Raw genomic sequence first — 22,438 nt, 5'->3', positions numbered from 1 at the left:
GGAGCGCGCGTTAACCTTGATACGGGGTTAACCACGCCCTGCGAGACGGTCCTTCATCTTGGCCCATTGCACCGAGACACGGTCGACGATCGGGTCGATCACCCGGTCGTTGAGGCGTTCCCAGATGCGCCAGGCCATGAAGACCACCAGCGCCAGGAAGGCCAGGATCACGATGTTGAGCCACGGAAAGGCGCTTGCGTCCGGGCCTGCGACGGGGCGGATCGTGATGGCGTTGGGGTAGATCGAGATCAGGTTCGAACGCCAGCCGTAATGGGTGATGGCGACCCATTGCGGTTCGGTCTCGGTCGAGGTGAGGTTCGCCGCTTCGGTCTGAAGATCCTCGCTGTCGAACTTGAAATAGGGCGGCCAGAACACGCCGGTATCCTCGTTGCGGAACACCAGCGGGCGACCGTCGGGGCGGATGGTCGAGATCAGGCGCAGGTCGCGCGCCGCGCTGGTCTGGGCCGAGCCGCTGTCGCGCTGCGCGAAGAACAGGCCGTTGAAGCCGCCGACCTCGGTCAGGCGCGATTCGGCGTTGACGATGCGCACGACCTCGCGCTGCGGCAGCGTGTAGTGCAGCGCCGCGACCAGCAGGAGGGCGAGCAGACTGAGGAAGATGATCCGGGGCCAGCGCATGGCGCACCTCAATTCGTGATGTATGTGTAAATGCTCAAGCCCGCGATGGGCAGGACGTAAACCAGAAACACCAGCCATGTGCGGATGCGCCGCGCCACGGGTGCGATGCGCTGGTCGATCCAGTCCTCGCGGTCGCCGGGGCGGCCCTCCATGACCCATTGCTCTTCCAGCCGGATGCGGGCCCCGGCGCGCAGGTAGAGAAACAGGCTGACATAGACGACGGTCAGCAGCACCAGCATCACGAGCAACATGCGCCCAAGGCCGAGGATCATCCGGACACCCTTTCTGGTCGGTTCCTTCCGATATAGGGCAACGCGGCGCGAAATGGCAGGGCTTGCGGGCGGCGGCGGCAACGCGCAGTCTGTGCGGCATGGAGTGGGACGACCGATTGACGGCAGCGGTTGCGGCGCGCGAGGACGATCTCGTTGCGCTCACGCAGGATCTGATCCGTATCCCGACGCTGAACCCGCCGGGGCGGAACTACCGCGAGATCTGCGAGCTGCTGGCCGCGCGCCTCGAGGCGCGGGGGTTCACGGTCGAGCTGGTCCGCGCCCATGGTGCGCCCGCCGACAGCGACCGCTACCCGCGCTGGAACATGGTGGCGCGGCGCGAGGGGGCGCGGCCGGGCGACTGCGTGCATTTCAACGGGCATCACGACGTGGTCGAGGCGGGGCACGGCTGGACGGTCGATCCGTTCGGCGGCGAGCTGCGCGATGGCCGCGTCTACGGGCGCGGGGCCTGCGACATGAAGGGCGGGATCGCCGCCAGCGTGATCGCGGCCGAGGCGTTCCTCGACACCTGCCCCGATTTCGCGGGCGCCCTCGAGATCAGCGCGACGGCGGACGAGGAATCGGGCGGTTACGGCGGCGTCGCCTACCTGGCCGAGCAGGGGTATTTCGACCCCACGCGCGTGCAGCATGTCATCATCCCCGAACCGTTGAACAAGGACCGGATCTGCCTCGGGCATCGCGGCGTCTGGTGGGCCGAGATCGAGACGCATGGGCGCATCGCCCATGGCTCGATGCCGTTCCTCGGCGATTGCGCGGTGCGCCACATGGGGGCGGTGCTGGCCGAGATGGAGGCGACGCTGTTCCCGCTTCTGGCCTCCAAGCGCACCGAGATGCCCGTCGTCCCCGAGGGCGCGCGGCAGTCCACCCTCAACATCAACGCGATCCACGGCGGCGAGCCCGCGCAGGAGGAGGGCTATACCGGCCTGCCCGCCCCTTGTGTGCCGGACCGCTGCCGCATCACCATCGACCGGCGCTACCTGATCGAGGAGGACCCCGCCGAGGTGAAGGCCGAGGTCTCGGCCCTGATGGAGCGGGTCAAGGCGCAGCGCCCCGGCTTTTCCTACGAGATCCGCGAGCTCTTCGAGGTGCGCCCGACGATGACCGACCGCGAGGCGCCCGTGGTCACCACCGTCGCGGCCGCGATCGAGCGGGTGCTGGCGCGCAAGGCGGATTTCGTGGTGTCGCCCGGCACCTACGACCAGAAGCATATCGACCGGATCGGGCGGTTGAGGAACTGCATCGCCTACGGGCCGGGGATCCTCGACCTCGCGCATCAGCCCGATGAATGGGTGGGCGTGCGGGACATGGTGGACAGCGCGACGGTGATGGCGCTGACGCTGGCCGACCTTCTGTCACCCCGTCAGGGGCGGGACTGATCCATCAGGCCGAGATGCCTGAGCGCCGCCGCGGCCATGTCGCGGACATCGCTGTCGCCGTCCAGAAGCTCGCGGTTGAGGCGCTTGACGAGGCGGCTGAGGGTGCGGGACCCGGCCTGCGTCCGGATGAACTCGGGCACCATCTGAGGTGCCAGATCGAGGATGTCGCTGGTGTCCGGAACTGTCATTCGGCCCCCATGTCTTCTACTCCGAATGCCGTTGGTAACGTTCCGTTAACCCGATTCGGGTTCGGTGGGGAACGATTCATGAAGGTGATGCGACAGTGGATACCGAAAGGTGACGGGTCTCGACGCGCCCGTCACTTGTAGGATCCCGGCGCGAGAAAGGCGACGATCTGTTCCATCGCCTCGCCCTCGGGGACGGGTCGGCCGAGGTGCCCGGCCAGTTCCTCGACGAAAAGCCGCGGGTCCAGAACCGCCTTTTCGTAGGAGACAAGCAGCGTCGGCACTCGCCAGCGGTCCACGAGGAACCAGTTCTTCTGCTGCTGGACGAGGATTTCATGTGCGGCGAGCGTGATCTCGCGGTTGTGCCAGCGCATGTGCCCCTTCATGGTGGCGGCGATGTCGCGGAAGACGACGACAAGCCAAGGGTTGCGCAGGTCTTTCGACAGCCCTTCGAGGTAGTTGGAGGCCGCCGGGAATTTCCAGCCCCAGACGTCATGGGCGGCATTGCGCTCGGCAATCGCCTCGCGCATCCGCGCGGGCGACTGGCCGGGGCCGAAGCGGGGGTCTTCGTAATTGTTGGGCAGCTCGTCGCCCATGAAGATGCCCAGACGCTGCATCGCGCCCGCCACGGCGCTGGTTCCACCCCGGGCGACGCCGAAACAGACATAGGTGCGGCGCGGATGAAGCTGGCCGTCCGCGCGGGTGAACATCGGCACGATGGCGCTGTTCCGCTCGGTCGAGGACATGCGACAGGGTCTTTCACTCGTTACGCTGCGCCCCTTGGCCTACTGTATTGCGCCCGAACCGGCAAGCGCGTGGACACGCGACGATTTTTGACGGGATTTTTGCGGAAAGCCGGGACAATATGCGCCGAACCAACCTCAGGGAGAGAGACATGGTCCATCATCTTCGCAACGGGGCGGCGATCTGCGCGCTTTGCGCCGGGGCGGCCCTTGCCCAGCAGACAGACATCTCGGTCGGCATGGTGCTCGAGCCGCCGAACCTCGATCCGACCGCCGGCGCCGCCGCCGCCATCGACGAGGTGGTCTATTCCAACGTCTTCGAAGGGCTGACCCGCTTCGGCCCCGACGGCGCGGTCAACCCCGGCCTTGCCGAGAGCTGGGACATCTCCGAGGACGGCACCGTCTACACCTTCACGCTGCGCTCGGGCGTGACCTTCCACGATGGCGCGGCGATGACGGCCGAGGACGTGGTCTTCACCCTCGACCGCGCGCGCGCCGAGGGCTCGACCAACGCGCAGCCCGCGCTTTTCGCCAATATCGTCAGCGTCGAGGCCACGAACGACACCACCGTTGTCGTCACGCTGGACGGGCCGGACGGCGCGTTCCTGTTCGACATGGCATGGGGCGACGCGGTGATCGTGGACCCGGCCAGCGCCGACACGAACGCGACGAACCCCGTCGGCACCGGCCCGTTCCGCTTCGTCGAATGGGTGCAGGGCGACCGGGTGGAGCTGGCCCGCAACGAGGCCTACTGGGGCGAGCCGGTCGCGCTCGAGGCCGCGACCTTCCGCTTCATCTCGGACCCCAACGCCGCTTTCGCCGCGCTGATGGCGGGCGACGTGGACGCCTTCCCGAACTTCCCCGCGCCCGAGACGCTGGCCCAGTTCGAGGCCGATCCGCGCTTCACCGTCATCGTCGGTTCGACCGAGGGCGAGACGATCCTCGCCATGAACAACGCGCAAGCCCCGCTCGACGACATCCGGGTGCGGCAGGCGATCAGCCACGCGATCAACCGGCAAGACATCATCGACGGCGCCATGTTCGGCTACGGCACGCCCATCGGCACGCATTTCGCGCCGCACAATCCCGATTACGTCGACCTGACGGCGAACTCCGCCTATGATCCCGAGGCCGCCCGCGCCCTGCTGGCCGAGGCCGCGCCGGACGGGCTGACGCTGCGCATGGCCCTGCCGCCGCCCTCCTACGCGCGCCGTGGCGGCGAGATCATCGCGGCCCAACTGCGCGAAGTGGGGATCGAGACCGAGATCACCAACCTGGAATGGGCGCAATGGCTCGAACAGGTGTTCCGCGGCCATGACTTCGACCTGACCATCGTCAGCCACACCGAGCCGATGGACATCGGCATCTACGCGCGGCCCGACTACTACTTCCAGTATGCGCGGCCCGAGTTCGTGGCGCTGAACGACACGCTGGCCACCACGTCGGACCCTGTGGAACGATCCAGCCTCCTGTCCGAGATGCAGCAGATCATCGCCGCGGATTACGTGAACGGCTACCTGTTCCAGCTCGCCAAGACCGGAGTCGCCGATGCGCGGATCGAAGGTCTTTGGGAGAACTCGCCCACGCAAGCCAACGACCTGACCGCGGTCCGCTGGACCGAGTGAGCCGCCACCACGCGATGCCGCCCTCGGACAGGGGGCGGCATCCTTCCTTCAAGGGTCTCCGAATGTCGCTCATCCTTCCCGTCCTGCCCGGCGGCGATCCGGAGGTCAGCCGCCCCGATCCGTCCCGCGTGATCGCGGGTGACCCGGTTCATCGGACATGGCTGACCGAAGAAGCCGATGGCCTTTTCGCGGGTGTGTGGGAGTCGACACCCGGCACATGGCGCGTGATCTATGACGAGTGGGAATATTTCCGGCTGACCGACGGCGTGTCGGTCATAACGCCCGACGACGGCGCAGCGGTGACGCTCCGTGTCGGTGACGCCTGGGTCATCCGCCCCGGTTTCACCGGCGCATGGGAGGTGGTGGAGACCACCCGCAAGGATTTCGTCATCCGCCTGTAGCGGTCGCTCCGATCTCGAGCACGATGGCCCCCTTGCGCCTGCGCGTCTCGACCTTGGCATGGGCCGCGCGGATCTCGTCGAACGGGTAGACCGTGTCGATCACCGGGCGCAGCTGGCCCGCGGCGATCAGTTCCACAAGCCGATCCAGCCCCTCTTTCGTGTCGCCGTTCACCTTGAGGATCTGGGCGTGGCCATTGCGCCGGGCCTTGCGCCCCTTCCACACATCGCCAAGGCCGAAGTTCAGCGGCACGAAGCGGCCGCCCTTGGCCAGCATCGGCGCGGCGCGCGTGTAGTCGAGCGCGCCCACCGTGTCGAAGACCACGTCATAGGGGCCGGTCAGCTTGGCCGGATCGGTCTGGCGGTAGTCCACGACATGATCCGCGCCAAGGCTTTCGACGAAGGGCAGGCTCTCGCCCGAGGCGACGCCGGTGACGATGGCCCCCAGCGCGCGGGCGACCTGCACCGCGTAGGCCCCGACCCCGCCCGAGGCCCCCACGACCAGCACCCGCTCGCCCGGTTTGAGCTGCGCGAAGCGGTCGAGGAACTCCAACGCGCACAACCCGCCGAAAGGCAACGCCGCGGCCTGCGCGTCGGTCAGGCCATCGGGCGTTTTCGTCACCGCGCCCGCGGCCTTCACCGTCATGAATTCCGCATGCGCGCCGCCGAACCGGAAGCCGAAGACACGCTCGCCCAGGGCAAAGCCGGTCACACCCGGCCCCAGTGCCTCGACCCGGCCGGCAAAGTCGCTGCCCAGCACGGGATTGCGCGGCGCGCAGATGCCGAACATCAGCCGCCCGGCCACCGCGCTGATCGCCCCCGGAAAGGCCGCGGCGCGCAGGCGCCAGTCGGCGGTGGTGACCCCGGCCGCAGCGACGCGGACAAGGAGCTCGCCCTTCCTCGGCTCGGGGCGCGCGAGGGTGCCGAGGGTGACGACCTCGGGGCCGCCGTAGGTTTTCGAGATGGCTGCTTTCATGGCGGGCCTCCTTGGTCACTCGTTGCGATGAGGGAGAGATACCGCTGCAGCAATCCAAAAGAAATTGACTGGATATGCAGAATATCCATACGTTTTCGCATGGATTGGAAAAGCCTGACCTTCGACTGGAACCGCGCGCGTGCCGTGGTGGCGACCGCCGAACATGGCTCTCTCTCGGCGGCGGCCCGTGCGCTGGGGATGACCCAGCCGACGCTCGGACGGCAGGTCACCGCGCTGGAGGAGGAACTGGGCGTCACGCTGTTCACCCGCGCGGGCAAGCGGATGGAGCTGACCGAGGCGGGCACGCGACTGATCGAGCATCTGCGCCACATGGCCGAGGCCGCCCATGCCGCGGCGCTGGCCGCCTCTGGGCAAAGCCGCGACATCGCGGGGACGGTGACGATCACCGCCTCGCATCTCTACGCGACCGAGCTTCTGCCGCCGATCCTTGCCCGCATCCGGGCCGAGGCGCCCGCGCTTCAGGTTCAGATCGTCGTCACCAACGCGCTGCGCGACCTGATGCGGCGCGAGGCGGATATCGCCGTGCGCCACGCGCGGCCCGACCAGCCGGAATTGACCGCGAAACTGATCCGCGAGGACGAGGCCGCGCTTTACGCCACCCCCGCGCTGCTGGCGAAGGGACCGCTCGAGAGTCTGCCCTTCATCGGCTACGACCATGCCGGCACCTACCGCGCGATGCTGGCCGAGCGGCGGATCGACCTGCCGCCCGAGGCCTTCCCCTTCCTGTCGGAAGACAGCCACATGCAGCTGGCGCTGGCCCGCGCGGGCCTTGGCGTCGCCGCCCTGCCGGTCTGGGTCGGCGACCCCGACCGGGCGCTTGCGCGCGCGCAACCCGGCGCGCCGCCGCTTGTCACCTTTCCGGTCTGGCTCGCCGCGCACCGCGACCTGCACCTGTCGCGGCGCGTGCGGCTGGTGTTCGACGCGCTGGCCAAGGGTCTGGCCCCGCGGGCGTGAAAAAGCCCCCGTGGCGAACCGCGGGGGCGTGTTTGGTGCTGAAATGACGGGGTGAAAAGCGATATGTCCCGCCCCGCATATCGCAGGGCGGGACATCGGATCACATCGGCGGGATGGCGAAGACCCTCATTCCGAAGGAATGGCGAAGAACATCGTTTCGCCCGAGTGGTCATCGACACCGTCATTGTCGGTCGACACCCACATGGTGCCGTCCGCGGCGATGGCGAGGCCCTCGACCTTGTCCAGCACGAAACCGCCGGTCGAGGTCAGGTAGGGCAGCAGGTCGACGACGACCTCGGTCTCGAGCACGGCGGGGGTTTCCCCGACGGCGACCATGGCTTCCATCGCCGACATCGGCACGCGGGTGATCAGCTTGGTCACCGCCGCGTCCGCGATCTGGTTGTCGCGCTCGACGAAGTAGAGGTGATCGCCATGGGCGACGATCTCGGACAGGCCGACCCAACCGGTCGAAGGCTCGGTCAGCGGGTAGTGGATCACCGACCATTCCTCGGTCTCGAGGTTGTAGCCCAGAACCTTGGCGTGGTTCGCCGGATCGTCGCGCCACGGGCGCTGCACCGCGACAAAGAGCATGTCACCGACCCGCGTGATCCCCTCGAAGCCGAAGCGGATCTCGACGGCCATCAGCTCTGCGGGGAGGGTGATGTAATCCTCGATCGCGCCATCGGCACCCACGTGGTAGATCGCATGCGGCACCAGACGGTCGGTGCGGCCCTCGGAGGCGATCCAGAAGCCGCCCTCGCCGTCGAGCGCGATGCCTTCCATGTCCATCAGCTGCGCGGGCTGGCCCTCGCGCGTCACCCGGATCGCATCCACGATGCGGGCGGGGGTTTCGCTGACGTCGATGTGGAAGATCGTCGGCTGCATGCCGTAGAAGCTGTCGGAGACGGCGAAGATCGTGCCGTCCTCGGCCATGACCTGACCCGAGATCGCGCCCCACCCGATGAGCTCGTCCGCGCCTGCGCTGGTCAGGTGCGGATAGGCGGCGGGGGCCGACTGGTATTCGTAGATCATCACATGGGCCGGCGCCGCGCCATCCTCGCGGCCGTCGAACTCGTTGGCGGTCGCCAGCAGGTTGCGGCCGGGAATGGCGATGGCCCCTTCGGGCGAGATGCCCGAGGGCAGCAGCTGCGCCAGAGCGGGGGCCGAGGGGTCGGTCATGTCATAGACCCCGATGACCGAAGAGCGTTCGGCCAGCAGGAACATCATCGGGGTGCCGCCGAAGGTGCCGACTTCCATGCCCTCGGGCTCGACGCCCTTGTTGCCCGAGCGTTCCTCGGGATAGTGGCCGATCTCGACGAGGGCGTATTCGAAGGACATGCCGGCCTCGAAGACCTCGGTGCCGTCGCGGTGGAAGACGGTGAAGCCGCGGCTGCCGCCGTCCATGTCGCCCTCGTTGGCGATCACGACATGGTCGGTGTCGATCCACTGCAGCGCATCGGGTTCGCGCGGAACGTCGGCCAGCGTGTCGGTGAAGACAAGCGCGCCTTCTTCCTCGGTGTCCACACCCTCGAGCGTGACGGTCCCGGCCGAGAAGTGGCTGAGAACCTCACCCGCGGCCGACACCACGACGATGTGGTTGTTTTCCTGCAGCGTCACGGCGATGTCGCCGTTTGCGTTCACGTCCACGAATTCCGGCTCGGGGTCTTCGGGCGCGATATCGGCAAGGCCGGTCAGGTCGACGCGGATCTGCGCGTCGCAGTCCATCGCGCCGTTCTCACCGAGCGGCTGGATCACGAGATAGCCCGCGGGCATCTGCGGCACGCGGCCCTCGCCGAGGTCTTCGTCGCGCTCGTTCTCGATCGCCACGGTGATGAAGCTGCCATCGGGCGCCACGGCGGTGCTGTCGGGCTGGCCGCCCAGGTCGCAGGACGCGATGACCTCGCGCGAGGCGGCATCGACGGCATGCAGGATGCCGGAGGGGGCGGTGTAGCTTTCCGAGGTGTTTTCGGCCACGAAGACCGTCTGGCCCAGTGCCGAAACCGCCGTCGGCTCACCCGCGGGCAGCGCGAAGGTGCCCGCCGCGACGGGGGCCGCCGGGTCGGTGATGTCGATGAAGCCGATCACGCCCGCGGGGCTGTCGGAATAGACCAGCGTCATGCCGTCGCCGGTGACGGCGATGATCTCGGCCGAGGTCTCTTCCGCGTCCGGCGTGTTCGACGCCACCGGGAAAGAGGCGATGCGGTTGAAGTTCATGTCCTGCGCAAGCGCAGGCGAAGCGGCCACGAGGGCCAGCGCGGATGTCAGCATCAGCGAGGTGCGGGGCATGAGTCTCTCCGGAGGGGTGGATACATGCCGCCCACCTGCCGCAAGCCCGTCACAGCGACGTGACCGAACGGTAACGGATTGATGACAGGGCGCGCGGAGGCTGCCCGGTCAGGGATCGACGATCACGAATGAACGATCACGGATGAACGAGGGCCCAGCGTTCGATCAGCTGCTGTTGCAGCCCCTTGGCGGCGGCATTGTAGCTGCGCGCGCCCGGCGGGCGTTCGCGCTCGGCCTCGGACAGGGCGGCGCGGCGGTCGACGTCGCCGCAGAAGATCGCAAAGGCGAGGTCACGGCCGCCGGGCGTGCGCACGAACCCCGCCAGCGACGAGACGAAGTTCAGCGTCCCGGTCTTGGCCACCACGCCGACCGGGTGGTCGCGGATCACGTTGCCGCGCTGGTCGAGCATCGGAATGTCGCGCATCAGTTGCCGCAACAGGCCGTTCGGCCCGCTCGCCAGCAGCGCACGGACCATGTCATGCGCGCGCAGGCGGCTTCGGTCGCCAAGGCCCGAGTGATCCACGAAGGCGGCATGGCGCGCGCCGAGGCTGTCGCGCATCCAGTCCGACATCGCCCCCGCCGATTGCTCGAGCGACAAGGGTCGCAGCCCGCCCGCCTGTGTCGCCAGAAGGCCCACCACTTCGGCGGTGAGGTTGGTGGACCAGCGCATCATGCCGCGCAGGATATCCTCGAGCGGGTCGCTGACATGCTCGACCAGCACGACGGCGGATGACGGCGCGGCGCGCGGCCCGGCGGCGGTGGCCAGTTCGACGCCGCCAAAGCGCATCCCGGCGACGCGCATCAGCGTCTCGAACACTTCGGCCACATAGGCCGAGGGGCGTCGCACCGGCAGCCAGCGGGCCCCGGTGTCGCCCAGCGCCCCGCGCGCCACCGTCCATTGGTCCATGCCTTCGACCTGTGCATAGGTGTAGACCGGGGCCGCACGATCCTCGATCCGCATCCGCGCGATGCGCACGGCAGGCCGCAGCGACTCGGAGCGGGCATCCATGCTGACGGTGTAGTCATCCGCCTCGCGGGCCCATTCGAAATGCACGCGGTTGAAGTTCAGGTTCAGGCCCGAGATCGACGGGTTGTAGCCCACATGCGGCGGTTGGCCCGGATCGATCTCGAAAATCTGCGGCAAGGCCCCGTCGGCCAGCATGAGCCGCCCCGTCACCTCGCGCAGGCCGTAGCCCTCCAGTTCGGCCACCATCGCGGCCAGCGCATCCGTGTCGAGCAGCGGATCGCCCGACCCCACGAGCCAGAGGTCGCCGTCGAGCCTGCCGTTGACGATGGGCCCGTCCGCCACCAGCCGCGTGCGGAAGCGATAGCCGGGCCCGAGGCGCTGCAGGCCGTAGGCGCAGGTCACCGCCTTGGCGACCGAGGCTGGCGGCATCGCCAGAAGCGGGTTGAACACCTCGAGCATCTCGCCGGTCGCCGCATCCGCGACGGCATAGCCGACCTGCCCACCGAGGCGCGCGCGCGCGACAAGCTCTGCGCCCGACGGCAGGACGCGGCGGTAGAACCCGTCGGGGCGCACCGGAGGGCGCAGGGATGTCAGGGGCGGGGCGGCAAGCCCCGGCGCGGCAGCAAGGCTCGCGGCCCCGGTCAGAAATGCGCGACGCGAGAACATGGAAATGGACCGTTTGTTAAAATGTTGCCCCGACTAAAGCGCAGCCGCCCGAGTCACTCAAGAGGTTTGAGGTCTCACGGCTTCGTGAGGGGTGCGGCTTTCCCGCCCCATTGCAATGGGATAGCAGGGGCCATGCACCGCGATACGCTCCGCGCCCTTCCCCTGATGCTTCTGGCCATGGCCTCGATCCCGGCGGGCGACGCGGCGGGAAAGCTCATGGGCGAGGCGGGCGTCGCCCCCTTCTTCACGGCATGGAGCCGTTTCGCGCTGGGGGCGGTGCTGCTCTTGCCCTTCGTGCTGCACCTGACGCCGCTGCGCCTGTTCCTCGACTGGCGCGTCTGGCTTCGGGGGCTGTTGATCGCGGGGGGCATCCTGTCGATCCTGACCGCGCTCAGGACCGAGCCGATCGCCAATGTCTTCGGCGCGTTCTTCGTCGGGCCGATGGTGGCCTACCTGTTGTCCGTGTGGCTGCTGCGCGAGACGTTCTCGACCACGCGGGTGGCGCTTCTGGCGGTGGGGTTCGCGGGCGTCGTCCTTGTCGTGAAGCCGGGTTTCGGGATGACGCCGGGCCTTGGCTTCGCGGTGCTGGCGGGCCTGTTCTACGGGGCCTACCTGACCGCCTCGCGCTGGCTGGCCGAGCTGGCGCGCCCGCGCGCGATGCTGATCTCGCAGCTGGTCGTGGGCGCGCTGGTGCTGGCGCCCCTCGGCCTTCCGGCGGTTCCCGAGATCACGCCGCGCATCGGCGCACTGACGCTGGCCTCGGCCATGGGGTCGATGCTGGGCAACCTGTGCCTGATCCTCGCGCTGCGCATGGCCCCCGCGACACGGCTCGCGCCCTTCGTCTACACCCAGTTGATCGCGGCGACCGCGCTGGGATGGACGGTCTTCGGCGTCTGGCCCGACGCGCTGACGCTGGCGGGGCTTGCGGTGCTGCTGGCCTCGGGGCTGGCGACGCTGGCGTTGCGGGGCGGGCGGTAGATCACCACTCGCCACGGTCGCGGATGGCGCTGGAAGACAGGTCGACCATCGGCAGGTTCAGGAAACACCACGCCGGCGGTTCGCTCCCCGCCAGGAGCCGCGCCTGTGCCGCGGGCAACCGGTGGCGCGCAAAGGCCCGCGCCGCGGGCGACATGCGCGCCGAGATGCGCTGGCCGGGGCGGGCCAGAACGCCCACCGGCACGCTGCGCAGGATCCACTGCCACTGCTGCCAGCGATGGAACTGCGCCAGGTTGTCGGCCCCCATCAGCCAGACGAAGCGCACACCGGGATAGAGCGCCATCAGCCGCGACAGCGTCTCGGCGGTGTAGCGGGTGCCCAGCTGCGCCTCGACATCCGTGACGGTGATCCGAGGATCCTGCACCAACGCACGGGCCGCCGCCATCCGCCGCTCGAGCGGCGCGGGGCCGCGCGGCTTCAGCGGGTTGCCGGGGCTGACCAGCCACCACACCCGGTCGAGCCCGAAGCGCTTCAGCGCCTCGCGGCTGACATGCAGGTGACCGGCATGGGGCGGATCGAAGGAGCCGCCGAACAGGCCGATGGACATGCCCGGCAGGGCAAGGGGGTAGTCGCTGCGCATGGCGGGCGGCATATCCTGTCTGCACCGGGCGGGGAAGTCCGGCCGCAGGCCCACGCGCTGATTGCCGTTCCGGGCGCGGGCGATTAGATAGCGTCGGAACCTCGGATCAGCGGAACGGAGCGGCGCATGGCCTCCTATCAGTATGTCTATCACATGGATGGTGTCTCGAAGACCTATCCGGGCGGCAAGAAATGCTTCGAGAACATCCGCCTGAGCTTTCTGCCCGGCGTGAAGATCGGCGTCGTGGGCGTGAACGGCGCGGGCAAGTCCACGCTGATGCGGATCATGGCCGGGATCGACAAGGATTTCTCGGGCGAGGCCTGGGCCGCGCAGGGCGCGCGCGTCGGCTACCTCCCGCAGGAGCCGCACCTCGACGAGAGCCTGACCGTGCGCGAGAACGTCATGCTGGGCGTGGCCGCCAAGAAGGCCAAGCTCGACCGGTTCAACGAGCTGGCGATGAACTACTCGGACGAGACCGCCGACGAGATGGCGCAGCTTCAGGACGAAATCGATTCGCTGAACCTGTGGGATCTCGACAGCCAGATCGACGTCGCCATGGAGGCGCTGCGCTGCCCGCCCGATGAGGCCGCGGTGGCCACCCTGTCGGGCGGTGAGCGGCGGCGCGTGGCGCTGTGCAAGCTGCTTCTGGAAGCGCCCGAGATGCTGCTTCTGGACGAACCGACCAACCACCTGGACGCGGAAACGATCGCCTGGCTCCAACAGCACCTGATCGACTACAAGGGCACGATCCTGATCGTGACCCACGACCGCTATTTCCTCGACGACATCACCGGCTGGATCCTCGAGTTGGACCGCGGCCGCGGCATTCCCTACGAGGGGAACTATTCCGCCTGGCTCGAGCAGAAGGCCAAGCGGCTGGAACAGGAAGCCCGCGAGGACAAGTCGCGCCAGAAGACGCTGGAGCGCGAGCTTGAGTGGATCCGCGCCGGCGCCAAGGCGCGGCAGGCCAAGCAGAAGGCCCGGATCAACGCCTACGAGGAACTGGCCAGCCAGTCCGAGCGCGAGAAGATTTCCCGCGCGCAGATCGTCATCCCCAACGGCCCGCGCCTTGGCGGCAAGGTGATCGAGGTCGAGGGGCTGAAGAAGGGCTACGGCGACCGCCTGCTGATCGAGGACCTGAGCTTCGCCCTGCCGCCCGGCGGCATCGTCGGCGTGATCGGCCCGAACGGCGCGGGCAAGTCGACGCTCTTCCGCATGCTGACGGGGCAGGAGGTGCCGGACGAGGGCAGCGTGGAGTTCGGCGACACGGTGCAATTGTCCTACGTCGACCAGTCGCGCGATGCGCTGGATGCGAACAAGACCGTGTGGGAAGAGATTTCCGGCGGGGCCGAGATCATCGAGCTGGGCGACGCCTCGATGAACTCCCGTGCCTATTGCTCGGCCTTCAACTTCAAGGGCGGCGACCAGCAGAAGAAGGTGGGGCTGCTCTCGGGCGGTGAGCGCAACCGCGTCCACATGGCCAAGCTTCTGAAGTCGGGCGGCAACGTGCTTCTGCTCGACGAGCCGACCAACGACCTCGACGTCGAGACGCTGCGCGCGCTGGAAGATGCGCTGGAGGATTTCGCGGGCTGCGCCGTGATCATCTCGCACGACCGCTTCTTCCTCGACCGGCTTTGCACCCACATCCTCGCCTTCGAGGGCGAGGCGCATGTGGAATGGTTCGAGGGCGATTTCTCGGCCTACGAGGAAGACAAGAAGCGCCGTCTCGGCCCCGACGCGCTGGAGCCGAAGCGGGTGAAATACAAGAAGTTCGTGCGCTGACACAGGGTGGGCGCACCCCACCCGTTCGTCGAGATGGCAAGGACGGCGTGGCGGGGCCGCGGTGACTGGTGGGTTGCACCCACCTTGCGCGGTCCGCCTGTGCGCGACGTCCCCGATCCTGCCGAGGATGCGCATGGGGCACGGCGTTTCGAAGCGCCTTGCCCTTGCCCCGTGGCGGGCGGCGCGCTACCCCTCGTCCGATCCAAGGGAGGCGACCGATGCCTGATGATATCCTGAACAGTTTCATGACCGGCCCGGACGAAAAGGGCCGGTTCGGCGATTTCGGCGGGCGCTTCGTCTCCGAGACGCTGATGCCGCTCATCCTCGAGCTCGAGGCGCAGTATGAACACGCCAAGACCGACCAGAGCTTCTGGGACGAGATGGATTTCCTGTGGAAGCATTACGTCGGCCGCCCCAGCCCGCTCTATTTCGCCGAACGCCTGACCGAGCGCCTGGGCGGGGCCAAGATCTACTTCAAGCGCGACGAGCTGAACCACACCGGTGCGCACAAGATCAACAACGTGCTGGGCCAGATCATCCTGGCGCGCCGCATGGGCAAGACCCGGATCATCGCCGAGACCGGCGCGGGCCAGCATGGCGTCGCCACCGCGACGGTCTGCGCCAAGTTCGGCCTGAAATGCGTGGTCTACATGGGCGCGCATGACGTCGAGCGGCAGGCGCCCAATGTCTTCCGGATGAAGCTTCTGGGTGCCGAGGTGGTGCCGGTGACCTCGGGGCGCGGCACGCTGAAGGACGCGATGAACGACGCGCTGCGCGACTGGGTGACCAATGTGCGCGACACGTTCTACTGCATCGGCACGGTGGCGGGTCCGCACCCCTACCCTGCGATGGTCCGCGATTTCCAGTCGATCATCGGCAAGGAAACCCGCGAGCAGATGATGGAGGCCGAGGGCCGCCTGCCCGACACGATCATCGCGGCCATCGGCGGCGGGTCGAACGCGATGGGCCTGTTCTACCCGTTCCTCGACGACAAGGAGGTCGCCATCATCGGCGTCGAGGCCGGTGGCAAGGGCGTCAACGAGAAGATGGAGCATTGCGCCTCGCTGACCGGCGGGCGTCCCGGCGTGCTGCACGGCAACCGGACCTACCTGTTGCAGGACGAAGACGGCCAGATCCTCGAGGGGCACTCGATCTCGGCGGGGCTCGATTATCCGGGCATCGGGCCGGAACATGCCTGGCTGCATGACATCGGCCGCGCGCAATACGTGTCGATCACCGACACCGAGGCGCTCGAGGCGTTCCAGCTGTCCTGCGAGACCGAGGGAATCATTCCCGCGCTCGAGCCGAGCCACGCGCTCGCCCATGTCGCCAAGATCGCGCCGGAGCTGCCGCGCGATCACCTGCTGGTAATGAACATGTGCGGACGGGGCGACAAGGACATCTTCACCGTCGCACGCGCGCTCGGTTGGGACATGTGACCGGCGGCCGAGGGCGAAACACCTCTATACCTTCGGTTTAGGCGGCTACACGGCGGGTTTACCCAGGGCCGCCTAAACCCATACTCGATTTCGGAAGGTGCCCGCGGGTGCTTGGGTGGTGTCGACGGGTGGCGCTGGTGTCCCCCGCATCCACCGAAAGGAACTCGAGATGATGCATCGCATCCTGATGACGACCACCGCCCTCGGCCTTGTCGCCGCGGGGGCCGCCCACGCCCAGAGCAGCCTCGCCACCACGCTGGCCGAGCGGTACCAGGCCGAGGGCTTCACCTATGTCGAGATCGACGAGGGCCCGACGCAGATCAAGGTCGAGGCGACGCAGGGCAACCAGACCATCGAAGTCGTCTACGACATCGCCACCGGCAACATCCTGAAGTCCGAGGTCGAGGCAGCGGATGCCAGCGACATCGGCCGTGTCGGCGTCGATTACGACCGTGAGGACGAGGACTTCACCGACGACGACAGCTATGACGATGACGACTCGCGCGGGTATGACGATAGCCGCTACGATGATGATGATGATGATGATGATCGGGACGACGACCGGGATGATGATCGGGACGATGATCGGGATGATGACCGGGACGACGACGACGATGATCGTGACGACGACGATGACCGTGACGATGATGATGATGACGACGATGATGACGACGGCGACGATGACTGATGCCGGATCGCATTGCCTGATGATATGACCGGGTATCCCGTCGGCCCCAACGGGCCGGCGGACCATGACGAAGGACCCAAACCGATGCTGTCGCGCCGCGACTTCCTGTGTTTCGCAATCGCCACGGTGACACTGGCCGGTCCCGCCCTGGCCCAGGCGGACCCGGTCACGACCGCCATCGTGCAGCAGCTCGAAGGCCAGGGTTTCACGATCACCGAGGTCCGCCGGACCCTTCTGGGCCGCGTCCGTATCGTCTCGGAACGGGGAGCCTTGACGCGCGAGCTGGTCTTCGACCCGCGCAATGGCATCATCTTGCGCGACCTCGTCTCGCGCGGGGGGGCGGCGATCAATGTTCCCGACATCGGCGATTACGACGATGACGATGACGATGATGACCGGGACGATGATCGTGACGACGATGATGATGATCGTGACGATGACCGGGACGATGACCGGGACGACAGAGACGACGACCGCGACGATGATGACGATGACGATGATGACGACGACGACGACGACGACGATTGATCTTCATATCGGTGGCGCGTCGGCATGTTGAACCGTCCGGGGCTCTTCGGCACGATCCTTGTCCTTCAGGTCGCTTGCGCGATCTTTTTCGTGTCGGACATCGTGCTGGCCCTGTTTCGGGTACCCATCGACCCCGTCCCTTGGCGCTACCGGGAATTGATGGAAATCGGCGCGGCGCTTGGGCTGATCCTGGGCGTTCTGCTCGGGGCCTTGCTGCTGCGCGCCTCGCTGCAACGGACCCGCGCGGTGGAACAGGCGCTGCGCGCCGCATCCGGCGCGTTCATGGAGCTTGTCGACGAACGCTTCGACGACTGGGGCCTGACCCCCGCCGAACGCGACGTGGCCCTGTTCGCGCTCAAGGGCATGTCGATTGCGGAAATCGCCGCCCTGCGCGCCACATCGGAGGGCACGGTCAAGGCGCAGACCAACGCGATCTATCGCAAGGCCGGTGTCAGCGGGCGGCCCCAGCTTCTCAGCCTGTTCGTCGAGGACCTGATGGGCGAGGCGATGGCCCCCGCCGCCTGACCGCCATACGCTTCAGCCGCTGCCGAGCGCGTTGGCCTCCAGCACCTCCAGCGGCACGATGTCGAGCGCGCGCTCATGGGTCGCCGCCAGGTTCACCCGCGGCGCGACCCCTTCGTCATGGGCCTGCAGGAAGCGACTGGCGCACAGGCACCACTGGTCGCCGGGCTTGAGGCCCGCAAAGTTGAACTCGGGCCGCGGCGTCGACAGGTCATTGCCCACGTATTTCGAGAAGGCGAGAAACTCTGCCGTCATCACCGCGCACACCGTGTGCGATCCGTGATCCTCGGCGCAGGTGTCGCACTGGCCGTTGCGGAAGAACCCCGTCAGAGGGTCACGCGAACAGCCGGTCAGCGGGCCGCCGAGCACGTTCACCGACGGCACCATGGAGAACCCCATCATTACACCTCACCTGTCCTTTTGATCTGACAGTCAGGCTAGCAGGTGCGGGAAATTTGGCAATGTCTACAACCTCCAAGCGATCCATCGACCATGGAAATCCACCCGTGCGAGCAGATGCGGTGTGCCACCGCCCTCGGGGTCGGGCCAGAGCCGCAGGATGAGCGCGGCCCCTTCGGCGTCGCCATCCGCCTCCATCGCCACATGGGCGAGCGGCGCATCGGCCGTGGCGCGGCGCCCGGCGTCTTCCAGCGCGGCGGTTGCAGCGGCCTGCGTTTCGGGTGGGAAATATTGCCAGGCGATCGTGTTGTAGACGACATGCAGGGTTCCGGGCCGCGGGTTGGCCAGCCGCCGGGCCAGCCATGGGGCGGCATCGTCGCGCTCGGGCACGGTGTCGGCCAGCGCAATGGCCCCGCGGGTCAGGGTCAGCCGGTGCGGCTGATCGGGCCACAGGTAGGCGAGAAGCCGCAGCTGCGCGGCCGGGTCCGACGGGTCGAGCGGGTTGCGGTCGACGCCCGCGCGCTCGGCCACCCGGATGGGGCGCGGCGCGGGACCAGCGCCGGACCAGTCCGGGGCCAGCTGCACCGGGCTGTCGGCGGGGCCGTGCAAGCCGTCGCCGACACGCAATGCGAACCGGTCGAGCGACAGGTTCAGCCCCGCGCTCGCCCCCAGCTCGGACAAGGTCACGGGCAGGTCATGGCGCGCGAGCGCCCACCAGATCGCGGGGATCAGAGCGGCCGCGCGGCGCACCTCGTTTGTTTGCGGCGCCTGGTCGAGCCAGGCCATCAGCCGAGCCTCGTGCCGCAGCATCGCCGCCTCGACAGCGGACCACAGCGCATCGTCGCCGACCTCGGCGGGCGGGTAGACAGCGGCCAGCCCCGGATCGCTGCCCTCCAGCACCAGCCCGTGCAGCGCGCCCGCCAGCCGCAGGGGAACGGAATGGCCGTTGGAGCTGACATCGCCCGGCCAGTCGAGCAGCCGCCGCGCAACCGCATTTTCGGGCCGCACGCGGTCGGCCAGAAGCGGCATCAGCCGCCCCATGAAGGGCGAGCCGAGCATCGCGCAGGCCTTGCCCTGCCGCAGGAACGCCGCGCGCAGCCGCTCGTTCACTTGAACTTGTCCATCAGCCGCTGCAGCGGGCTGCGTGCGTCGGCCTCCGGTTCCGTGGAGGGCGCGGCGGGCTTCGCCGCCTCCTTCGCGGCCCCCGTCGAGCTGCGCGGCGGGGCCGTGCGCTGCGCCACCGCGTTCATGAAGCGCCCGGTGTCGCCCTTGGCCAGCGCGGGCGCGCCGTCCGAGATGCCGCGCATCAGGTCGTCGAGCCAGTCCTGCTCGGCCTTGGCGAAATCCGACAGGACGTAGCCCGCCACCCGGTCCTTGTGGCCCGGATGCCCGATGCCCAGCCGGACGCGGTGATAGGCCTCGCCGATGTGCTGGTGCATCGAGCGCAGGCCGTTGTGCCCGGCATGCCCGCCACCGGTCTTGACCCGCAGCTTGCCGGGGGCAAGGTCCAGCTCGTCATGGAAGACGGTCACGTCAGCCGGCGTCAGCTTGTAGAAGCGCATCGCCTCGCCGACCGACTGCCCCGAGAGGTTCATGAAGGTCTCGGGCTTCAGCAGCAGCACCTTTTCGCCACCGAGGCTTCCCTCGCAGAGGCTGCCCTGGAACTTGCCGCGCCAGGGCGCAAACCCGTGATCCCCGGCGATCCGGTCCACGGCCATCCAGCCGATGTTGTGGCGGTTCCCGGCGTATTTCGCCCCCGGATTGCCCAGTCCGACCCAAAGCTGCATGGCGTGTCCCCCTGCTTGGCCTGGCCGGGTGATGCCAGCCGGGCAAGGGTTTGCCAAGGGCTTGGCCCGCATGGCACGCTGGCCCAAGCCAGCAAGGGGACCATCATGACCGATCTGCCCGACACCATGCGCGCGCTGATGCTGACCGCGCGCGATACGCTCGAGCTGCAACAGGTGCCGCGCCCTTCGCCCGGTCCGGGGCAGATTCTCGTGCGCGTCGCGGCTTCGCCCGTGAACCCCTCGGACCTGATGACGCTCAAGGGCGAATACGGCATCGATGCAGATTACCCCTTCGTCCCCGGCCTCGAAGGGTCGGGCGTCGTCGTCGCCGCGGGAAGCGGGCTGATGGCGCGCTGGCTGATGGGCAAGCGCGTGGCGTTGGCCACGGGTGTGGGCGGCCTGTGGGCCGACTACGTGGTCGTGGACGCCGCACGCGCGCTGCCCTTGCCCGCGGGGGTCTCGCTCGGCTCGGGGGCCATGTCGGCGGTCAACCCGCTGACGGCCATCGCGCTGATCTCGCTGGCGCGCAAGGGCGGGCACTGGTCGGTCGTGTCGACCGGCGCGGGCGGGCAGCTGGGCCGGATGATCCGCAAGCGCGCCCGCGAAAAGGGCGTGAAGGTGATCAACGTCGTCCGCCGCGCCGAGCAGGTGGCCCAGCTGGAAGCCGAAGGCGCGCGCCATGTGCTGAATTCCTCCGACGCGCGTTTCGACGAAGACCTGGCCCGGCTCTGCCGAGATCTGCGCTGCCGCATGGCCTTCGACGCCGTGGGCGGCGCGATGACCGGGCGGCTGGTCGCGGCGCTGCGCCCCAAATCCGAGGTGCTGGTCTACGGCGCGCTCGAGCAATCGGCGGTTCAGCTTCACCCCGGCAAGCTGATCTTCCGCGAGGCGACCGTCCGGGGCTTCTGGCTGTCGCAATGGCTGCCCCGGCAGGGCCTGCCCCGCCTGCTGATGGCCGCGCGCGAGGCGACGCAGGCGCTTGGGGGTGGTTTCGCGGTGAGCGAGGTCGCCCGCATCGTCCCGCCCGAGGCGGCACAGGACGGCATCGCCGAGTATGCGGCGAACATGTCGGCGGGCAAGACGCTGATCCGCTTCTCGGACGCGGATCTCGGGGTCACGCCCACCGCCTGACGGCCCCGAAATTGCCATGGTCATGCGCCAGACCGCGCGCCATGATACATGCAGGACCGACAGGGCCGGAGGCCGCGCGATGCACGAGTTTCGCCTGAACGGCGTGGAGCTGGCCTTGCCCAGCGGGCTGGCGACGCCGGCCATTCTGGAGAAACTGGCCGAAGGCACCTACGAGGAGGACGAGGCCCGCGCCGCCGACCGCTGCGTGCGCCCCGGTTTTCGCGTGCTCGAACTGGGCGCGGGCATCGGCTATGTCACCGCGCTTTGCGCGCAACGCACGGCCCCGGCCAACGTGCTGTCGGTCGAGGCGAACCCCGACCTTCTGCCGGTGATCGAGGCGACGCTGGCGCGCAATGGCCTGTCTGGGGTCAGCGTGATGCACGGCGCGGCGACCGGCCCGGTCGAAGAGGGCGCAATGGCCGAGTTCGCGGTGTCCGAGGGCTACACCGGCTCCAGCCTCGACGGAAAGGGGCGGGGAGTGCGCGTGCCGCTGGTGTCGGTCCATGACCTGATCCGGGCGCACAAGCCGCACGTCGTGCTGATGGACGTCGAGGGTGCCGAGGCGGAGATGTTCAACCGCCCGTGGAAATGCCCCCTGCGCTTCTGCGTGATGGAGCTGCACCCGAGGAAATACCACGCCCGCACGATCAAGAAGATCGTGGATTTCATGTCGGCGATGGACATGACCTATGATCCGGTCACCTCGCGCGGGAAGGTCCTGGGGTTCCGCAAGGTCTGGGGGGCCGCGGATGGGGTCGAGGAGTGAAGGGCGCGGTCCCGCGAACGGGTGCCGGTCCGGGCCGCGCCCGGCCGCGGCCTAAAGCCCGGCCAGCGCCCCCGTGAAGGCGGCCATCCGGCCGGTGTCCTTGAGACCCGGCTCCGCCTCCACGCCCGAGGACACGTCGACTTGCCGGGCGCCGGTCAGGCGCACCGCCTCGGCCACGTTGTCGGGCGTAAGCCCCCCGGCCAGCATCCACGGCGTCGTCCAGTATTTCCGCGCGGCCAGCAACCGCCAGTCGAAGGCCAGCCCGTTGCCGCCCGGCAGGTCGGCCCCCCTCGGCGGTTTCGCGTCGATCAGAAGCTGGTCGGCCACGCCGGAATAGGCGTCGATCTGCGCCAGGTCGTCCGCGTCGGCGATGCCGATCGCCTTCATCACCGGCAGCCCGTAACGCCCCCTGACCTCGGCCACGCGGGCGGGCGGCTCGTGGCCATGCAGCTGCAAAAGGTCAAGCGGCACAGCCGCCGTCAGGGCATCGAGCGCCGCATCGTCGGCGTCCACCGTCAAGGCCACCTTGGCCACGCCCGGCGGCACGGCCAGCGCAAGGTCGCGCGCAGCCGCGAGGCTGACGTTGCGGGGCGATTTCGGGAAGAACACGAAGCCGACATATCGCGCCCCCGCCTCGACCGCGCCATGGATGTCCTGCGGCCGGGTCAGGCCGCAGAATTTGACCGCGATGCTCATG

General features: G+C 68.3%; 24 protein-coding genes. 12 read left to right on the top strand and 12 right to left on the bottom strand.

From position 1 onward, the window contains the following. Nucleotides 1-27: 27 nt before the first annotated feature. On the bottom strand, nucleotides 28-636 hold the full coding sequence (locus QQK83_RS04005; RefSeq protein ID WP_284261898.1) for a DUF1523 family protein: 609 nt from the start codon (nucleotides 634-636) through the stop codon (nucleotides 28-30). An 8-nt stretch (nucleotides 637-644) separates the two neighbouring features. Next, entirely contained in the window at nucleotides 645-908 is a 264-nt protein-coding gene (locus QQK83_RS04000) for a hypothetical protein (protein ID WP_284261896.1), read from the bottom strand. A gap of 98 nt (nucleotides 909-1,006) precedes the next feature. Here QQK83_RS04000 and QQK83_RS03995 point away from each other — a divergent pair, with 98 nt between their 5' ends. Next, a complete protein-coding gene (locus QQK83_RS03995; protein ID WP_284261894.1) occupies nucleotides 1,007-2,302 on the top strand; it encodes an acetylornithine deacetylase/succinyl-diaminopimelate desuccinylase family protein in 1,296 nt (431 codons plus the stop codon). Here the strand turns inward: QQK83_RS03995 and QQK83_RS03990 are convergent. Beyond that, nucleotides 2,287-2,490, bottom strand: a complete 204-nt coding sequence (locus QQK83_RS03990) for a hypothetical protein (protein WP_284261893.1) — start codon at nucleotides 2,488-2,490, stop codon at nucleotides 2,287-2,289. The two genes, QQK83_RS03995 and QQK83_RS03990, sit on opposite strands and share 16 nt — an antisense overlap. A 131-nt stretch (nucleotides 2,491-2,621) precedes the next feature. Continuing rightward, complete coding sequence (locus QQK83_RS03985; protein WP_284261891.1) at nucleotides 2,622-3,233, bottom strand: hypothetical protein; 612 nt, start codon at nucleotides 3,231-3,233, stop codon at nucleotides 2,622-2,624. A 149-nt stretch (nucleotides 3,234-3,382) separates the two neighbouring features. On the opposite strand from QQK83_RS03985, the gene QQK83_RS03980 reads away from it, so the two are divergent. Further along, nucleotides 3,383-4,855 (top strand): ABC transporter substrate-binding protein, encoded by a 1,473-nt coding sequence (locus QQK83_RS03980; protein WP_284261889.1) that lies wholly within the window; start codon nucleotides 3,383-3,385, stop codon nucleotides 4,853-4,855. A gap of 62 nt (nucleotides 4,856-4,917) precedes the next feature. Beyond that, nucleotides 4,918-5,256 carry a cupin domain-containing protein gene (locus QQK83_RS03975; RefSeq protein WP_284261887.1) on the top strand — a complete coding sequence of 113 codons (339 nt, stop codon included), beginning with the start codon at nucleotides 4,918-4,920 and terminating at the stop codon, nucleotides 5,254-5,256. Here QQK83_RS03975 and QQK83_RS03970 read toward each other — a convergent pair. Next, entirely contained in the window at nucleotides 5,243-6,229 is a 987-nt protein-coding gene (locus QQK83_RS03970; RefSeq protein ID WP_284261885.1) for an NAD(P)-dependent alcohol dehydrogenase, read from the bottom strand. The genes QQK83_RS03975 and QQK83_RS03970 overlap by 14 nt on opposite strands. A gap of 99 nt (nucleotides 6,230-6,328) precedes the next feature. Here QQK83_RS03970 and QQK83_RS03965 point away from each other — a divergent pair, with 99 nt between their 5' ends. Beyond that, entirely contained in the window at nucleotides 6,329-7,204 is an 876-nt protein-coding gene (locus QQK83_RS03965; RefSeq protein WP_284261883.1) for a LysR family transcriptional regulator, read from the top strand. Nucleotides 7,205-7,330: 126 nt separating this feature from the next. Here the strand turns inward: QQK83_RS03965 and QQK83_RS03960 are convergent, their stop codons facing one another. Beyond that, a complete protein-coding gene (locus QQK83_RS03960; protein WP_284261881.1) occupies nucleotides 7,331-9,490 on the bottom strand; it encodes an esterase-like activity of phytase family protein in 2,160 nt (719 codons plus the stop codon). Between the two features lie 136 nt (nucleotides 9,491-9,626). Beyond that, nucleotides 9,627-11,123, bottom strand: a complete 1,497-nt coding sequence (gene dacB, locus QQK83_RS03955; protein ID WP_284261879.1) for a D-alanyl-D-alanine carboxypeptidase/D-alanyl-D-alanine endopeptidase — start codon at nucleotides 11,121-11,123, stop codon at nucleotides 9,627-9,629. Between the two features lie 132 nt (nucleotides 11,124-11,255). Between dacB and QQK83_RS03950 the strand changes: the two genes are divergently transcribed. After that, complete coding sequence (locus QQK83_RS03950; protein WP_284261877.1) at nucleotides 11,256-12,101, top strand: DMT family transporter; 846 nt, start codon at nucleotides 11,256-11,258, stop codon at nucleotides 12,099-12,101. A 1-nt stretch (nucleotide 12,102) separates the two neighbouring features. On the opposite strand, the gene QQK83_RS03945 is transcribed toward QQK83_RS03950, so the two are convergent. Further along, nucleotides 12,103-12,699, bottom strand: a complete 597-nt coding sequence (locus tag QQK83_RS03945; protein ID WP_284261875.1) for a nicotinate-nucleotide adenylyltransferase — start codon at nucleotides 12,697-12,699, stop codon at nucleotides 12,103-12,105. Nucleotides 12,700-12,825: 126 nt separating this feature from the next. On the opposite strand from QQK83_RS03945, the gene ettA reads away from it, so the two are divergent. The 5 genes from ettA (at nucleotide 12,826) to QQK83_RS03920 (ending at nucleotide 17,661) form a co-directional block, all read left to right on the top strand. Then, the gene (gene ettA / locus QQK83_RS03940; RefSeq protein ID WP_284261874.1) at nucleotides 12,826-14,481 is read left to right on the top strand and encodes an energy-dependent translational throttle protein EttA; all 1,656 of its coding nucleotides are present in this window, start codon (nucleotides 12,826-12,828) and stop codon (nucleotides 14,479-14,481) included. Nucleotides 14,482-14,699: 218 nt separating this feature from the next. Further along, the gene (trpB, locus tag QQK83_RS03935) at nucleotides 14,700-15,920 is read left to right on the top strand and encodes a tryptophan synthase subunit beta (protein ID WP_284261873.1); all 1,221 of its coding nucleotides are present in this window, start codon (nucleotides 14,700-14,702) and stop codon (nucleotides 15,918-15,920) included. A 169-nt stretch (nucleotides 15,921-16,089) separates the two neighbouring features. After that, nucleotides 16,090-16,608 carry a PepSY domain-containing protein gene (locus QQK83_RS03930; protein WP_284261872.1) on the top strand — a complete coding sequence of 173 codons (519 nt, stop codon included), beginning with the start codon at nucleotides 16,090-16,092 and terminating at the stop codon, nucleotides 16,606-16,608. A gap of 84 nt (nucleotides 16,609-16,692) precedes the next feature. Next, complete coding sequence (locus QQK83_RS03925) at nucleotides 16,693-17,136, top strand: hypothetical protein (RefSeq protein WP_284261871.1); 444 nt, start codon at nucleotides 16,693-16,695, stop codon at nucleotides 17,134-17,136. A 24-nt stretch (nucleotides 17,137-17,160) separates the two neighbouring features. Then, nucleotides 17,161-17,661 carry a helix-turn-helix transcriptional regulator gene (locus tag QQK83_RS03920; RefSeq protein WP_284261870.1) on the top strand — a complete coding sequence of 167 codons (501 nt, stop codon included), beginning with the start codon at nucleotides 17,161-17,163 and terminating at the stop codon, nucleotides 17,659-17,661. A 12-nt stretch (nucleotides 17,662-17,673) separates the two neighbouring features. On the opposite strand, the gene QQK83_RS03915 is transcribed toward QQK83_RS03920, so the two are convergent. The 3 genes from QQK83_RS03915 to pth form a co-directional block, all read right to left on the bottom strand. Further along, nucleotides 17,674-18,060: a DUF2237 family protein gene (locus QQK83_RS03915; RefSeq protein WP_284261869.1), complete on the bottom strand. Its 387-nt coding sequence runs from the start codon at nucleotides 18,058-18,060 to the stop codon at nucleotides 17,674-17,676. Between the two features lie 63 nt (nucleotides 18,061-18,123). Further along, nucleotides 18,124-19,167, bottom strand: a complete 1,044-nt coding sequence (locus QQK83_RS03910; RefSeq protein ID WP_284261868.1) for a DUF2332 domain-containing protein — start codon at nucleotides 19,165-19,167, stop codon at nucleotides 18,124-18,126. Beyond that, nucleotides 19,164-19,844, bottom strand: coding sequence for an aminoacyl-tRNA hydrolase (pth, locus tag QQK83_RS03905; protein WP_284261867.1), 681 nt, complete (start codon nucleotides 19,842-19,844; stop codon nucleotides 19,164-19,166). Before pth ends, QQK83_RS03910 begins: the two co-directional genes overlap by 4 nt. Nucleotides 19,845-19,949: 105 nt before the next feature. On the opposite strand from pth, the gene QQK83_RS03900 reads away from it, so the two are divergent. Next, nucleotides 19,950-20,975 carry an alcohol dehydrogenase catalytic domain-containing protein gene (locus QQK83_RS03900; protein WP_284261866.1) on the top strand — a complete coding sequence of 342 codons (1,026 nt, stop codon included), beginning with the start codon at nucleotides 19,950-19,952 and terminating at the stop codon, nucleotides 20,973-20,975. 79 nt (nucleotides 20,976-21,054) lie between these two features. After that, the gene (locus QQK83_RS03895; RefSeq protein WP_284261865.1) at nucleotides 21,055-21,741 is read left to right on the top strand and encodes an FkbM family methyltransferase; all 687 of its coding nucleotides are present in this window, start codon (nucleotides 21,055-21,057) and stop codon (nucleotides 21,739-21,741) included. Nucleotides 21,742-21,792: 51 nt separating this feature from the next. Here QQK83_RS03895 and QQK83_RS03890 read toward each other — a convergent pair whose 3' ends face one another. Continuing rightward, nucleotides 21,793-22,437: a phosphoribosylanthranilate isomerase gene (locus tag QQK83_RS03890; RefSeq protein WP_284261864.1), complete on the bottom strand. Its 645-nt coding sequence runs from the start codon at nucleotides 22,435-22,437 to the stop codon at nucleotides 21,793-21,795. Between the last annotated feature and the right edge of the window lies 1 nt (nucleotide 22,438).

The organism is Roseicyclus amphidinii (assembly GCF_030163755.1).
Lineage (GTDB): Bacteria > Pseudomonadota > Alphaproteobacteria > Rhodobacterales > Rhodobacteraceae > Roseicyclus > Roseicyclus amphidinii.
Note: the sequence above shows the minus strand (reverse complement) of the source record. Positions and strands in the feature narration are given on the sequence as shown.